General features: G+C 69.8%; 19 protein-coding genes. 4 read left to right on the top strand and 15 right to left on the bottom strand.

Features of this window, described 5'->3' with window-relative positions:
- Window positions 1-46 precede the first annotated feature (46 nt).
- The 9 genes from OG494_RS43685 to OG494_RS43645 all read right to left on the bottom strand — a co-directional run bounded on the left by OG494_RS43685 (window position 47) and on the right by OG494_RS43645 (window position 7,460).
- The gene (locus tag OG494_RS43685) at window positions 47-508 is read right to left on the bottom strand and encodes a hypothetical protein (RefSeq protein WP_328448984.1); all 462 of its coding nucleotides are present in this window, start codon (window positions 506-508) and stop codon (window positions 47-49) included.
- A complete protein-coding gene (locus OG494_RS43680; RefSeq protein WP_328448983.1) occupies window positions 508-831 on the bottom strand; it encodes an HK97 gp10 family phage protein in 324 nt (107 codons plus the stop codon). The genes OG494_RS43685 and OG494_RS43680 overlap by 1 nt, the downstream gene beginning before the upstream one ends.
- Before the next feature lie 3 nt (window positions 832-834).
- Entirely contained in the window at window positions 835-1,179 is a 345-nt protein-coding gene (locus tag OG494_RS43675; RefSeq protein ID WP_328448981.1) for a hypothetical protein, read from the bottom strand.
- Between the two features lies 1 nt (window position 1,180).
- Window positions 1,181-1,612, bottom strand: coding sequence for a hypothetical protein (locus tag OG494_RS43670; protein WP_328448979.1), 432 nt, complete (start codon window positions 1,610-1,612; stop codon window positions 1,181-1,183).
- Between the two features lie 64 nt (window positions 1,613-1,676).
- Window positions 1,677-2,618, bottom strand: coding sequence for a phage major capsid protein (locus OG494_RS43665; protein WP_328448977.1), 942 nt, complete (start codon window positions 2,616-2,618; stop codon window positions 1,677-1,679).
- 109 nt (window positions 2,619-2,727) lie between these two features.
- Entirely contained in the window at window positions 2,728-3,270 is a 543-nt protein-coding gene (locus OG494_RS43660) for a phage scaffolding protein (RefSeq protein WP_328448975.1), read from the bottom strand.
- A 35-nt stretch (window positions 3,271-3,305) separates the two neighbouring features.
- A complete protein-coding gene (locus OG494_RS43655; RefSeq protein WP_328448973.1) occupies window positions 3,306-4,451 on the bottom strand; it encodes a hypothetical protein in 1,146 nt (381 codons plus the stop codon).
- On the bottom strand, window positions 4,438-5,958 hold the full coding sequence (locus OG494_RS43650; RefSeq protein ID WP_328448971.1) for a hypothetical protein: 1,521 nt from the start codon (window positions 5,956-5,958) through the stop codon (window positions 4,438-4,440). The genes OG494_RS43655 and OG494_RS43650 overlap by 14 nt, the downstream gene beginning before the upstream one ends.
- Window positions 5,955-7,460 (bottom strand): hypothetical protein, encoded by a 1,506-nt coding sequence (locus OG494_RS43645; protein ID WP_328448969.1) that lies wholly within the window; start codon window positions 7,458-7,460, stop codon window positions 5,955-5,957. The genes OG494_RS43650 and OG494_RS43645 overlap by 4 nt, the downstream gene beginning before the upstream one ends.
- A gap of 213 nt (window positions 7,461-7,673) precedes the next feature.
- On the opposite strand from OG494_RS43645, the gene OG494_RS43640 reads away from it, so the two are divergent.
- Window positions 7,674-7,814, top strand: coding sequence for a hypothetical protein (locus tag OG494_RS43640; protein WP_328448967.1), 141 nt, complete (start codon window positions 7,674-7,676; stop codon window positions 7,812-7,814).
- A gap of 108 nt (window positions 7,815-7,922) precedes the next feature.
- Window positions 7,923-8,126, top strand: a complete 204-nt coding sequence (locus OG494_RS43635) for a hypothetical protein (RefSeq protein ID WP_328448965.1) — start codon at window positions 7,923-7,925, stop codon at window positions 8,124-8,126.
- Here OG494_RS43635 and OG494_RS43630 read toward each other — a convergent pair.
- Together OG494_RS43630 and OG494_RS43625 are read right to left on the bottom strand one after the other, a co-directional pair.
- Complete coding sequence (locus tag OG494_RS43630; protein WP_328448963.1) at window positions 8,123-8,386, bottom strand: hypothetical protein; 264 nt, start codon at window positions 8,384-8,386, stop codon at window positions 8,123-8,125. The two genes, OG494_RS43635 and OG494_RS43630, sit on opposite strands and share 4 nt — an antisense overlap.
- Window positions 8,383-9,438 (bottom strand): hypothetical protein, encoded by a 1,056-nt coding sequence (locus OG494_RS43625; protein ID WP_328448961.1) that lies wholly within the window; start codon window positions 9,436-9,438, stop codon window positions 8,383-8,385. The genes OG494_RS43630 and OG494_RS43625 overlap by 4 nt, the downstream gene beginning before the upstream one ends.
- A gap of 65 nt (window positions 9,439-9,503) precedes the next feature.
- Between OG494_RS43625 and OG494_RS43620 the strand changes: the two genes are divergently transcribed.
- Together OG494_RS43620 and OG494_RS43615 are read left to right on the top strand one after the other, a co-directional pair.
- On the top strand, window positions 9,504-9,890 hold the full coding sequence (locus OG494_RS43620; protein WP_328448959.1) for a hypothetical protein: 387 nt from the start codon (window positions 9,504-9,506) through the stop codon (window positions 9,888-9,890).
- A 30-nt stretch (window positions 9,891-9,920) separates the two neighbouring features.
- Window positions 9,921-10,121 carry a hypothetical protein gene (locus OG494_RS43615; protein ID WP_328448957.1) on the top strand — a complete coding sequence of 67 codons (201 nt, stop codon included), beginning with the start codon at window positions 9,921-9,923 and terminating at the stop codon, window positions 10,119-10,121.
- On the opposite strand, the gene OG494_RS43610 is transcribed toward OG494_RS43615, so the two are convergent.
- The 4 genes from OG494_RS43610 to OG494_RS43595 form a co-directional block, all read right to left on the bottom strand.
- Entirely contained in the window at window positions 10,118-10,651 is a 534-nt protein-coding gene (locus OG494_RS43610) for a hypothetical protein (RefSeq protein ID WP_328448955.1), read from the bottom strand. The genes OG494_RS43615 and OG494_RS43610 overlap by 4 nt on opposite strands.
- Before the next feature lie 263 nt (window positions 10,652-10,914).
- Complete coding sequence (locus tag OG494_RS43605; protein WP_328448953.1) at window positions 10,915-11,442, bottom strand: hypothetical protein; 528 nt, start codon at window positions 11,440-11,442, stop codon at window positions 10,915-10,917.
- Window positions 11,443-11,741: 299 nt separating this feature from the next.
- Window positions 11,742-13,319: a DNA primase family protein gene (locus OG494_RS43600; protein WP_328448951.1), complete on the bottom strand. Its 1,578-nt coding sequence runs from the start codon at window positions 13,317-13,319 to the stop codon at window positions 11,742-11,744.
- Complete coding sequence (locus OG494_RS43595) at window positions 13,316-13,855, bottom strand: hypothetical protein (protein ID WP_328448949.1); 540 nt, start codon at window positions 13,853-13,855, stop codon at window positions 13,316-13,318. Before OG494_RS43595 ends, OG494_RS43600 begins: the two co-directional genes overlap by 4 nt.

Genomic DNA, 13,855 nt, shown 5'->3' with positions numbered 1-13,855 from the left:
CTGTGGACAGGGACCGGATGGCCCCGATGGGTTGGTGTCGGTCCCCTCACGGGGTGCTCTTGGCGACCGGGACCCAATGCAGCATCAGGTCCAGCGCGTACACGGCGTAGTCGCCGAAGTCGCCGTACGCCCGCCTCGGCTTGCCGAGGACGTAAGCCGTCTTCACGACGGCGTTTTCGCTGCACGCGGGCAGCGGGACGAACCACGGCTCCCGCCGGTAGGTCCCCGTTTGCACGCTCAGCACGAGGTTGCGCGCCTTGTTCCACGGCGGCGCGTCCGTACCCGGCGTGGTTGCCCAGCCGCGCACGTCCATCACCGGCGATTCCAGCCGGTACTCGGGCACGGTGTCGCCGCCAGCCACCGCGACGGTCACGAAGCCGGACGCCGCCCAGCTGCTCGTATCGCGCGGCAGTGTCTCCCCGACCATCCCGGCAGAGAGGCCGCCGAGCTGCGCCAGCCACGCCAAGGTCACCGCCTCGTCCGAGGCGTACAGGAACGGGGCCGTCATCACGCACCCCGCCTGCGATAGAGCGCCGGCCGCAGGAATGGTTGCGGCGGTACCACGTCGCCGGTGAAGACGGTCTCGCCGTCCGCACCGCGGTAGGCGACGCGGTGGCCTTCCTCGACGTACAGCGCGTAATTCAGGTCTGAGCCGATCCGCGCGGTGTCGCCGTTGATCTCACTCGACAGCGACTCGCGCAGGTGGCCGGTGTCGACGGGCACAAGCCGCTGCGCGTCGTCGAGGACTTCGCCGACGAGCCGGCCGAACAGCTCGCGCACGTCGGCGGAGATCTGCTCGCGCCAGTCCGCGGCCTCGCGGTAGTCCGCCACGGCTCACCCCCCGTCGTCGCCGATCCGCTTGAGCTCGAGCAGGACGTCCGGCTCCCGGCCCGGTGTGCGCGGGCGGGTGACGTTCTGCACGAGGTACAACACGCCGTTGCGGTCATCGCGGATCCGGTCGCCGGTGAGCACGTCGGTGGTGGACGGCACGGTGCCGGTAACCACACGCACGACGCGCGGGGTCTGCGTAGCTGGGTCCCAGGTGCGGGTGTCGCGTTCGTCGACCGCGAGCAGCACGCCAGTGGCCGCCGGGGTGAGGTTGTTCGGCACCGGGTCGCCGAAGTCCGACGGAGTGGTGCCGCGGTAGATCGACGCCCGGCAGGTGGCCATCGCGTACACGTCAGCCTCCGATCGGGCGCCAGGTCCCGGGGTCGCCGTCCTCACCCGTCGGCTCACGCCGGCGCGGGGACTCCCCCGGCGCCCGGACGTGCAGCGAACTGGAGCCGAGCCACGACACTCGCCGCAGCGCCTGCGCCGCGTGTGGGCCGAGGATCAGCCAGCTGTCGTTGCCCTGCTGCGAGCCCTGCCCGGACCCGGTGCCCTTGACGTCCAGCCGCACGAACTCGTCCGGCTGGTCCTTCTGCCACGCGGCCTGATAGGCGGTGGCGAGCTTGAGCCAGTACCGGTCTCGGGAACCGATCCGCTCGGCGTCCTCGAAGAGCCGGCCGCTCTCGATGTCGATGACGGCCTGTGCCCGCGGCATCGCGTCCTCGGGGACCGTCTCGCCCGTGTAGGTGAGCACGTCGGCCGCGCTCGCCCAGGTGTCCGGCATGGCGCCTCCCTTCCGGGAACGGGGCCGCGCAGCAGTTCGCCACGCGGCCCCGTCACGGGCTCGGTCAGTTCTTGACGAGCATCGAGAACGCACCCGGCGCGCCCACCGCGAACGCCTTGCGGGCGCGGAAGTACAGCAGGTTCTCGTCCGTGTCGACGCCGATGCCGGTCTCGGTGTCCTGGAAGTTCACCGCGAGCTCGCCCTGCGTGCGGTCGCCGACCTGCAGGTACTGCCGGTTGCCGAAGACGATGAACGGGTTGCCGGTCGGCTTGGACGAGCCGGCCGCGGACGTCTTCGCGCCCATCGACCACTGGAGCTCGTAGCCGAACAGCTTCGGCGTGCCGCCCTGGCCGCCGCCGGCCGTGCCGTTGGACGACTCGTTCAGGATCGGCGAGCCGCTGGCGTCCTTGATGCCGCGCAGCACCTGCTTGAAGCTCGGGTGCGCGACCACGATGGTCTCGGCCTCGTCGAAGAAGTCCCCGACCTCGTAGAGCCCCAGCGCCGCCGAGAGGTTGTCGTAGGTGATGCCGCCGGTGCCGGCCAGGGTGAGGTTCGCGTTGCCGGTGTAGCCGGTGACGGTGTCGTTCTGGGTGAGCAGGTAGTAGAGGCTGTCGAAGCCCCACCCGCTCGTGCCCTTCGCGGCGGTGATGCCGAGGGTCACGTTGTCGAACAGCTTGCCGAACGCGGTACCGGCGTCGCCGGACTTGGCGTCCACGATGGACGCCAGCGAGTCCTCCATGTCCTCGGCCGCCACGACGACCTTGCCGCCGAACTTGTCGGTGTTCAGCAGCACCGAGTCGTTCGGCGAGTTGTCGGCGGGGGCACTGGTGGACTTCGCCCAGCGATCGATGACGACGCCGCCCGAGCGCGGCGTGTACTTGGTGTTGCTGCCCATCGGCACGTGGTTGCCCCACCGGAGCACTGCCGAGGACTGCTGAACCTTCTGGATGACGTCGGGGTTGGTCTCGATCGGGATCCAGCCCGCCCCGGTGAAAGTGACAGCCATGACGGCTCTCCGTTTCTGTTGGGATACAAGGGAAAGTCACCGCTTCCCCATCACGGGTGCGGTTGGACGCCCTCACGGGCTGCTCTGTGGTGCTGGGGGTGGCGCTGTGTCAGCCGCCGTAGCGGGCGGCGATGATCTCGCCCGCGGTCTTCTCGGTCTCGGCGGTCTGCTTGCCGCCGGGGGTGAGCTTGCCGGGGCGCAGCTTCTCGCCTTCGCCCTCGGCCTTGAAGAACTCGGGGTACTCGGCCTTGACGCGCTTCACCTCGGCGTCGAGGCCGGTGATCGTGCCCTTGTCGTCAATGTCCAGCTTGGACACGTCGAGCAGGCCAGCCAAGGCGGCCACGCGGTCCGTCTTGGCATCGGCCTCCAGCAGCGCGGACTTCGCCGAGGCCTTGATGGCGGTCGGCTTGTAGAGCGCCGTCGCGGCCTCCAGCGCTTCGCGCTTGGCCTTGTCGGCGTCGGTCTCGTTCTTCTGCTCGAGTTCCTTGAGCTTGACGCGACGGCCCGCGGACTCGGCGTTCACACGCGCGAGCTCGGCCAGCTTCGCCTCGTACTCGGCCTTCGTCGGCGGCTTCCATTCCTCCGTGGTCTCCGTGCCCGGGCCGGGCTTGGTCTCCTCGGTGGTGGTCTCCGTCGTGGTTTCCTCCGCCATCACGGCGTCCTTCCTCGAATGTGCCCGCCAGCGGGCTACCTGGTGAACTGGCCGCGCTTCACGGCCCGTTCCGCCCGCGCCTTGACCGACGCGGGCACCCGCCACCCCGAGGGCGCGGGAGAGTTCTTGCCGGACCCGATCCGGGTCAGTAGCCGGTCAGCCGCCTGCAGCCGGACGTTCTCCGACTCCGAGGGCAGCGCGTCACCGCGGAGCACCGAGCGCTCCGCCTCGCGGCGTAGAGCTCCCGGCAGGTCGAACGCCGCCGAGGCTGCTGCGGCTGCGGCCGCCTTCCGCGCGGCGGCCACCGCGACGTGATCGCCCCTGGCCTGCGCGTCCTTGATGGCCTCGGCCCAGTCGTGTGTGACCGCGAGCGCCGCGGCCTCGTCGTGCCCGAGCCACAACGACAGCCGGCATCGGCACCGAGGGTGGCGTGGCGGCCGGGAGAGCTCGACGAGCACGAGCTTCCCGGCGGCGTCGTAGGCCTTCGGCTGGTACGACTTGGCTCCGAAGGTATGCCGCCAGTCGAAGTGGCCACCGGGCACGATCAGCCGGCCTGCCTGCGCCAGACAAGACACGCAGGCGTCCCGCTCCGCCACCCACACCAGCCGAGCGTCCAGCCGCTGCGCCACGATGCTCATGGCCGCGTTCAGCTCGCCGTTCGCGGTGTCCCGGGCGGCGGCCTCGATGATCGCCGCAGCCTGGCCCATCGCCGCGATGCGCCGCTGGACGTCGGCGAGCGTTCCCGAGTCGGCCGCGCGCACCAGCGTTGCCGCCTCGGCGAGCTTGGCACGAGCCGCCTTCACCGCCAGCTCGATCGCCGCCACAGTGGTCGGCTCCAGCTCGAGCGGAATCGGCCGCACCCGCGCGCCGGCCTCGCGGTGAGCCTGCTCGGCGCCGAGGCGTCGCGCACGGGTCGCGTAGTCGGTCAGCACCGGACCGGCGTCGACCGGAATGCCCGCGATCCGCGCGGCCAGCTTCGCCGTGAGCGCGGTGAACCGGCTCCCGGACGCCTGCGCCCGCGGCTTGCCGAACAGCCGCGCCCACGAGGACACCGCCCACGAGAACACCTGCCGCGCCGCCTGGCGCAGAGGTCCGGCGGCCGCGGTGATGGCCGCGCGCTCGAGCTCCAGCGCCTGCGCGTCGTGCTCGGCGATCAGCTCCAGCGGATCAGGCGCCGCCATCGTCCGGGCCCGTCACGTCGCCGATCAGCTTCGTGACCACCCGCTGCACCGTTGCCTGGTCGGTCAGCCCGGCCGCCACCGCCGAGGCGAAGTTGCCGAGCGCGTCACCGAGCTGGTTCAGCAGCGCCACCCGCTGCGGTAGGCCACCGTCGCCGTCGTCCAGCCAGCGCTCGACGTCTTTGGTGTCGTAACCGATCTCCGTCAGGGACACGCCCACCGGCACGCCCACGTCCTGCTTCTGCTTGGCGTGGGTGAGCTTCGTGGTCTCGTCGGTGGACTCGATCGGTGCCCAGCTGATCGACACCGGCGCATTCTCGTGGCCGAAGATCTTCAGCACGAAGCCGTAGAAGCTCCGCCACGTCGGATCGAACGCGTCGCGCCGGTCGCCGGCCTTGTCGTCCAGTGGCTCGTTTGCCGTCTTCAATGACTCGCCGGACGGGATCTGGCCGGTGCGGTCGAACATGTGCAGCGGCGTGGACGCCGCCACCGAGCCTTCACGCAGGTACGCCTCGCGGCGGTCCAGGAAGACGGCCGCGGTCGTAGGCTCCAGCTGCTTGACGTCGTCGTAGCCTTCGAGGTCCCAGAGTGACCCGGGCTCGCTGGACAGCTTCGACTTCCGGTCCTCGCCCGTGGACGACACCGTCCGCTTGCCGTCCGCGGACACTGCGAAGTCGTCCTCGTCCAGGTCGTCCGGTGTCATCGCCTTCATGCCCAGCTTGCGCAGGGCCACCCGCTGCGGCAGCGTGTTGAAGTCCACGCCGGCCATGTCGCTGATCTCCAGCTTCAGCAACTTGTTCTGCGTGCCGTAGAAGCATCTGTGCTCCGGCGTGCCGTACTCGCCCGGCAGCCCCGTGCCGTGAAAGTGGAACACCGGGAAGCCGTACGGGTTCTCCTCCACCGCGTCCCGGCCGTCAGCCGCGTACGGCTGGAAGTCTCCGGCCTTGCTCGATCGCTGCCCCTTCGCGATCCAGTGCTCGATCCGGTCGGCGTAGATCAGGTCCACGCGGACGCGCTTCACGCCCAGCGGCGTCTTCACGATCCAGCGCTGGATCGCCAGCCGCGGCGTCTCCGGCTCGTCCTCGTCGTAGATCACCCGCATTTCCCGTGGGCCGTGCACCGACACCCGGACCTTGCCGGGCACCGGATCGCCGGCCTTGTCGAGCTTCGGCCAAGCCGACAGGTAGCTGTCTCCGAGCTGCAGCGCCCGACGCATCACCGCGGGCCGGACACGGCCCATGAGGTTGTCCTCGTCCACCGCAGCGATCAGCGCCGTGCGCTCATCGGTGTCGCTGGTGATCGCGGTGACCTTGAGCTTGTTCGCCACCGCGTCGATGACGACGTCACCGAGCAGCGTCTGGAACGACACGCCGGCGTCGCGCAGCAGCGCGCGCACGCGGCGGGAGGTGAACACCTCGTCCACCGGCCCGTCGCTGTAGGCCTTGGCCTTGCAGTACGCGTCATCCGCACCACGCATCGCCGCCAGGGCGCCGTCGAGATCGCTTTTCATGCCGCCCCTTCCCGTGCGGTGGCCCGCTGCAGCGGGGCGTCGGACTTCAGGAACACCTCGACGCCGGTGCCGATCGCGTCCACGAGGTCGTCGTGCTCGGCCAGCGGGAACCGGATCATCTGCGCCTCGGCCTGGTGCAGTCGCTTCTCGTGGAGGACGCGGCCGCGCTGGTACTTCGCCAGCAGTGAGCCGGCGCGGACTTCCTTCGGCCGGTCCTGGTGGACGGTGCGCACCGGGACCGGCAGGTCGTGCAGGATCGCCAGCCAGACGTCGCCACCCTGGTTGGTCTCCACCACCACGCCTGCGATGTCCGGGAACTCCGTGAGGATGGCCAGGACGCGGGCGCGCAGGCGCTCGCCCGGCGGGATCTTGACCTGCCAGGCTTCGCGGACGACGCACACGCGTTTCGGTCCAGGGGCCGACGCGCCGATCACCGCCAGCGCGGTGAAGTCGCTCTTGGCCCGCGTCGTCACCGCCGGGTCGATGCTCAGCAGCTGGTGCGTGATCGCCACGCCGTCGCGGTAGACGAAGTCCGCTCCGGACCAGAACGCCGAGTCCGCGGCCATCGGGTCGTTTCGGTACTGGGACTGGAAGCTGCGGGTGTGTCGGACGGAGTTGATCCACTCCATCGACCAGCGCTCGGGCCACAGACTGCGCTCGGCGCCGTCCGGGCCGGTCTGGATCACGTCCCAGTAGCGCGGGACGAACCGCTCGTCATCGACCCACGCCGGGGATTGCTCGCCGCGGGCCTTAGCCGCGACGTCGTCCACGATCGCGCCCGGCATCGCCACCGTGCCGGCCAGCGTGACCGAGGCGCGGTTGTTCATCGGCAGGATGCCGCCGGTCATCGTGGCCAGGCGGCTCGCCTTCTGCGCCGGGGAGTACTTGCCCTCGGTTCCCTCGATGTCGTCGAGGATGAGGTGATCCGGGCGCCGCGTGCCGATCTTCAGGCCGAGCACCTGTGAGTCGATGCCGCGGGCGGCGAACACGAAGCCGCTGCGCGCCATGTACATCGATTGCGAGTCGGCGACCGTGGCGCCCTTGGCTCGCCGCGCCGGCGCGCATAGGTCCGCGAAGTCCAGCCGTAGCAACGCGTTCTGCTCGGTCTCACGCTTGAACGTGGCCAGGTGATCGGTCGCCTGCGTCGCCGAGTTGGCGAACGCCGCGATGAACATCCGATGCCCGTGCGCCGCCAGCCACAACGGGATGATCGTGAACCACCACGTGCTCTTTCCGCAGCCGCGAGGGGCCACGATGGCGTCCCGCAGGGAGCCGGGCTCGCACGCCGCGATCGGCCGGACGTACCGCTTCGCCAGCTCGCACCACTCGCAATGGGCTTCGCTGAACGAGATCTCGTCCCCGGTCTCGGCGCCGCGCAGGTGGTGCGGCAAATACGTCAGCGCGAACAGCAGCGGATCCAGTCGCGTGAGAACGCGACGCCCCTCGGGGTCGGCCAGCAGCCGCTCATCCAGGCCGGCCAGGTAGGCGGTGAGGTCGAACATCCCGGGTGCCCTCCACGTCCTGCCCGTGCGCGAGCCTGGGCCGAGGGCTCTGCCCGGCTCCGTCGAGCAGCAGACCCGGGATCTGCAGCCAGCTGTAACAGCGGCCGCATCGTTGTCGATCTACGTGGCACCAACGAAGCGGAGGCATCGATGTCGATCAGCGTGCGAACCCCGGCGAGGACGTACACCTACGAAACCGGGAAGGTCTTCAGGGTGAGTCAGACCGGCATTCTGTCCATCTACGACAGCGCCGCGCGCGACGCGGACGCCATCGCCACCTTTGCGGACGCTCGCTGGCTCTACGCCGAGAACACGAACTCCTCGAAGGCCAAGACCGAACACGACGCCGCGTAGCCGGGGTCAGCCCAGCCTGCTGGCGTCGTCGCCGAGCAACCTTCCGGCTGTAACAGCGGCCGCGACGATATCGATCTACGTGACACCAACTCAACGAGGACTGATCACATGGCTATCGAGGTTCGCGCCGGTCTCTCGGTCTACACGTTCGCCGACGGCAAGAAAACTGAGGTGCGCGCCGACGGACATTTGACCGTGATCGGCGGCCAGAGCAAAACCCTCGCCGTCTTCGCGCCTGGTAAATGGGACAACTGCGCAGAGTCTGACTCGTACAAGATGACGAAGACTCGTGGCGCTGTAGCGACTGCCTAGCAGTCACCTTCTCCGGTGCCATCGTCGCGAACCCATCCCGTGCCGTCCGGGAGTTGCCGGTAGCCGCCGGGCTCAACGCTGTGTGGCTGCTTGCCGCCGTTCTCGATGGCCTCGGCGATCTCCCGCCAGCGCGCGGCGAGCGCTCGCCGCTTCTCGTCGTCGAGAGCGGTGCGTTCCTCCCACCGGCCCGCGGCAATGCGCGCCTCGGCACCGAGGTAGCTCCGCTCCGCTTCGGTGAGGTCGCTGAACTTCGTGATCATGAGCTGTACGCCTCCTCCCAGCGGTGCACGTTGGCCTCGATCGTCCGGCCGGTCGCCCACTCCCGGGCCTGCTTCCCCAGCTGTACGCGGGCCTCGGCGTCGTTCACCAGGTCCGCGAGCGCGGCCGTCCAGTCTTTCGCCGTCGCCGCCAGCCGGCACGGTGCTCCGTCTTCCGCCGCGCGTCCGTACGGACCGGCGGCGGACACGATGGCCGGGACGCCGAGCGCGGACATCTCCACCAGCGCCAGGTCCGACTTCGCGTCGTTGAACGCCGACGGGCGCAGCGGGATCACGGCCAGGTCGAAGTCCACCGCGCGCAGGAAGTCGCCGACGCTCTCGTGCCAGCCGGTCCAGCGCGCACGGCCGTGGCGGGTGGCTACCCGCGGCGTGTAGTCCGCCCCCATGCAGTGCAGCTCGGCGCGATCGCGGTTGTCCGGGTGCTGCAGGAACTGCCGCAGCGGCCGGGCCAGCTCGCCGAAGTCACGGCTGTGCGAAGGCCCACCGCGCCAGCCAATCGTCACCTGCTCCGGATCCAGGTGCGCAGGTACAGGCCCGGTCCATCGGGTAGCCAACAGACCCGGAACCATGGGCGCGAAGCGCTCGTGCTCGAGCAGCCAGGCCGGCACCTGGTTGGGCAGTACGCGGATCTGCGCGAACGGGTTGATCTCGCGCGCCTGCTCGGCCAGCCGGTCAGTGGTCACCGTGATCACGTCGGCCACGGCCATGTTCTCGCGGTAGCGGCGCACGGTGTCGGCGTCGTAGAACTGCGCGGCGTAGCGGTTGCTCGGGTCCACATCGGTCAGCAGGTCATCGGTCTCGAAGACGAGCTTCGAATGGCCGGCACGGGCGAGCTTCTGCCAGGTGACCGACGCGCCCTCGAGGCAGATGCGCTGCCCCACGATCACGTCGCACTCGCCGTTCTTGGCCTCGTTCGGCACCACGCGACCGTCGGCCATCACGTCGTGACCACGCTTGGCCAGCTCGGCGCCGGGCAGCAGGCAGCGGTAGTAACCGCAGCCGGAGTAGTCCGCCAACCACATGAAGATGCGCACGCGCTGTCCCCCGATCGTGATCGTTGAAGCGAAACGCCGGGCGGCGTGCACGCGACTCCCCGGTCATGAGCCACAACGCGGCACTGCCACCCGACGCCGACCCCGATCTGCAGCACCTGCGCAGGGTGGCGCAGATGGCGAACATGTCTGATCGCCAGATCTGGCGCGACGCGATGGCCGAGTGCGTCCGCAACGACCAGCCGTGGACGCTCATCGCCGCTGCGCTGGAGATCAGCCGACAGGAGTTGAGCGAACGCTTCCGCCCTGTCCCCGGGGAATACGTCGATCCGCTGTCGCACAACGAATGGCACGTGCGCAGCGCCGACAGGATCATCATCGTGATGCCAGGCGGTGGTCAGGTGCGGTACGAGAACAGCGCGGACGAGTTCGTGCGGATGGCTGCCCGTGACCGGCTGGAGCTACGCGAGCCCCGGTCCGGTACCACGCCGTAACGGGAACCACGCCTGCAGCGACTTCGGCGCATGGTCGACATCACCTACGGCGGCATCCGATACCGCGTGCTCGAGGCGCATAGCCCGACTCACGCGCAGAGTCACATCCTCGAGCAGCTGGCACGCGGGCCGTTCTGGCTCTCGGCCGAGATCGTCGGAGCGCCGACGAGTGGGAACCTGGTAGAACTGCTGATCACACCCGGGGTGCCGATCGCCGTACACGTGCGTTAGCCGCCGGCCAGCTCCCGCTCGGCGGCCTGCTGCTCGGTGCGCGCCTTAGCGATGAGGTCGTCCAGCTCGGCGGGGCGGGCGGTGACGGTGGCCGAGACGATGGACTCCACCGGGGCTTCGGCGCCGGTGAGCTTCGCCAGCTGCGTGTCGATCTTCAACAGGCGGTCGACGGCCTGGAGCACCGGGCCGTCATCGATGATCGGTTCGCCGTCGAGCCGGACGATCTGGCCGTCGCTGATCGTGAGGTGGTCGCGCTCGAGCACCTTCAGCACGGCCAGGCGCGAGACGTTCAGTCGCTCGATCAGCAGCGTGCGGTACTGCTCGGCCAGCGGACTCACCCGCTCGGCGGCCTCCAGCTCGATCAGCGTGCGGGCGCCTTCGTGGCTGACCCGCATGCCCTCGGTCGTCATGATCCGGGCGACCTCGCGCAGGCTGTGGCCCCGCAGGCTCAGCTCGTAGGCGCGGACCTGGCGCGCGGCCTTGTCGGCAACCTTGCCGCGGCGCTGGTGATTCCTGCCGGCGTTCGGCATCGGCGCTCACCTCCGCGGGCGTAGAAGGTCCGGGAGCAGCAGCGCGGCGGGTAGGAGCGCCTGCGCTGCTGCTCGACCGGAGAGGGGTCCCGGAACCTCACGCCGCACTGAGGAGGCCGTGCGTGTCGGCGGGGCCGGGAGAATGACCGAAGCCCCCACCGCGTCCCCGAGCCAGGGCGGTGAGGGCTTCGAACGGCGGGGCATGGCTCCGCCTCGATTTGTGACGCTACGGCCTTGACAGGCACCTGTCAAACAGGTCGTCGTCACGCAGCTGTGAGCGCGGCCTGGTGGTCGAGCAGCGCCAGGACGTCGGCGAGCCGGTAGCGCCCGTCCGAACGGGCGCCGATCTGGCCGCGGTAGCGCCAGTTGCGCACGCGCCCGGCCGAGACCGGCGTCCCCCAGGTACGCGTCTCCTGCTCGATCTCAGCGGCCGTGAGCCAGGTCGAGGTGACGTACTCCCGGGCCGCGTGCACGGCATCCTCGCGGCGCAGCCAGTCCCCGCAGGCGGGGCACTCGGCGGCCACCCGGTCGAACTCGCACGAGACCGGATGACCGCAGGCGCACAGCCCGAGGGGCACGCGCGCCGGCTGCTCGATCCGGGCCATCACCATCTCCTCCAGCTCCACATGCCGCGAACCGAGCGCCGCCAGGTACTCGTCCCGCAACTCCAGCGCGTCGAGGTCGATCGGCGGGACGCTGCCGAAGGCACCCTTCGTACCGATCGCGCCCGGGTGCCGAGTCACGGCCTGCTTGGCGATCACGTGGTCCAGAAGATCGACGATTACGGACATGGTGGCTCCCCTACCGAAACAACCTGAACGATCGTTCCGATAGTAACTGGTGTTCCGCAAGTAGACAGTTACGTCAGTGCGCCAATGTCAGTGACTGCCGTCCCGTCGGCGCCGTGCGGCGGCGGCAACCGCGACGTCTCTCACGGGGCCCACCGTCACGCTCTGTCGCGGACTTCTCCAGCCGACCAGCTCACCGGTGCGGAGCTTGGACAGCCTGGCCAGGCACTCAACTAACTTTTCGCCACTAATACGCATAGGGAAAGTTGGTTTGATGCCTGGCCAGGCTGTCCAAGCCCACGTCAAGCCCTAAACCGGAGCCCCAGCCACGCCATGCTGCGCGCCGATGAGGTCGGCCCATTCGGGCCCGATGAGGCCCATCCGGTCACGCCCAGCGACCCAGGCAGTACCGAGCGTGCGTAGCCGGGCTGGCCTTCGCGCAGCCGTTTTGCGCACACTCCGTTACTGGTGACGGCCGGGTGCGTCTCGAACCGCGTGGCCACCAACCGCTCGTTCCAGACGCCCTGGTAGCCCCGGTCTGAGCGCCACGCGCGCAGTGCCGCCACGAGATCCTTCGCGGTTACGTAGGGCGTCTCCGGCGTGCTACCGGGCGGTACCGCCTCCACCAGCTCGGTGAAGATCTGGAGCACCTCGTCCTGCTCCAGCCGCCACGTATCCGTGCTCGCCACCACCGCGGCCGGCATCGGCGGCATCTGCCGCTTGAAGATCGAGTACCAGGCGTGCGCGCCCGTCACAAGCCACGCCAGCACCGCCTCGGCCCCCTCGCCGCGCTTGAGCCGGTCCCGGACCGTGGTGTCGGCCCGGACGTCCCCGGGCTGGAACGGGCCGAGGCGGGACTCATCGCCGGGCGTGCGGTACCGCGCGGTGAAGGCGATCCGGCACAGCCGCCGCCAGGTGCCGTTGTCGGTCTCGGCCACCACGGGCATGAAGTTCGTGTTGACGAACAGCGTGTGCGTGGCGGGGAAGCTCTCGTTGTCCTTGTAGACCTGCCGGGCGGTGATCCGGTGCGTGCCCACGAGCTTGCGCAGCTTCGCCACGTCCATCGTTCGAGCCTCGGGCAGCTCCTCCACCTGCGCGTACCGAACGCCCCGCAGCGCCATCCACTCGGTGCTGTGGTCCCCGGGGCTGCCGAGCAGTAGCTTGTCCGGCACCATCGTGAAGTAGTCGCCGAGCGCGGCGTTGATCGCGCCCACGAGCGTGCTCTTACCGTTGGACCCCGCGCCCCACTCGAACGTCAGCACGTCGTCATCGGCGACGTGCCCGGTGATCGCCTGCCCCTTGCGCAACTGGTACCACGCCCGGAAGTTCGCGTCCGGGCCGAGCGCGGCCAGTGCGGCGTCCCACGCCGGCGACGTGGCGCCGGGCACGTAGTCGACGTCCGTGCACTTCGTGACCATCATCGACGGGTCGTGCGGGGTCAGCTCGAGCGTTTCGAGGTTGAGCAGGCCGTTGCGGCAGTTGAGCACGTCGGGGTCCACGTCGAAGTCCGCGGCGTCGGCCAGCAGCAACCCGCGGGCGAGGTCGGTCAGCGCGTTGACCTTGGCGGCTGAGTTGAGGGTGGCGATCCGCTTGAGCAGCTCGCCGAAGTCGAGCGACTTGCCGTCGTCGACCGCGGCTGCCCGGCTGAACTCCCGGATGAACAGCCGCACCGCGTCGCGCACGGGCACGTTCGAGCACCCGACCCACACCTGGCCTGTCCACTCCAGCCAGCCCATCGCGTCGGTGTAGAGGAACCGGCCGCGCAGCGCGTCGGCGACGCGCTCGACGAACACCGTCTCCTGGAGCTGGTGAGGCTGGAGCCCGCCGCTCGGCATCGCGGCCGGGCTCGGCTGGACCAGCCGCACCACGTTGTCGGTCACGCCGTTCCCCTCTCGATGGCAGCGCGCAGCGCGGCGCGGTCTGCCTCTTCCTGATCCGTGAAGCGCAGGTGCTCCAGCAGCTCGGCCACCTGGGAGCGCACGAAGTCGAGGTCCCGCTTGCTCTCGCCGGGGCTGAGGCGCAGCGGCGGGTGGGCGAGCAGCCGGGACAGCTCCAGCGAGCGCTTCCAGACCACGCGGCGGAACCCATGCGGGCCGTCGTGCGTGGTGCGGTAGTGCGGCTTGAGCGCGGTGAACATCCCTGTGGCCGTGCCGCGCGCCATCGCCGCCGCCGTCTCCGGATCCACCGACCATGTCGGTGAGCACGTCGAGCAGACGCACGAGCCAACCAGGCTCGAGGTCAGCGTCTGCGTCACGTCGCACGCGCAGTGCTCGAGGCGATCCAGTGCCTCGGCCGCCCACGCGGGGTCGGCCAGCAGCAGCGGGTCGAGCTCGCCGGCGTGGGCGCGGTGGCAGGTCTCGTAGGCGCCATAGTCCTCGGGCGAGGTGTAGACGTCGGCGGTGTCGTAGTCGCTCAT

Origin of the sequence: Amycolatopsis sp. NBC_00438, assembly GCF_036026695.1 — a bacterium.
In the GTDB taxonomy this organism is placed as follows: Bacteria; Actinomycetota; Actinomycetes; order Mycobacteriales; family Pseudonocardiaceae; genus Amycolatopsis.
The sequence above is the reverse complement of the archived record's forward strand: the minus strand, read 5'-3'. Positions and strand labels throughout refer to the sequence as shown.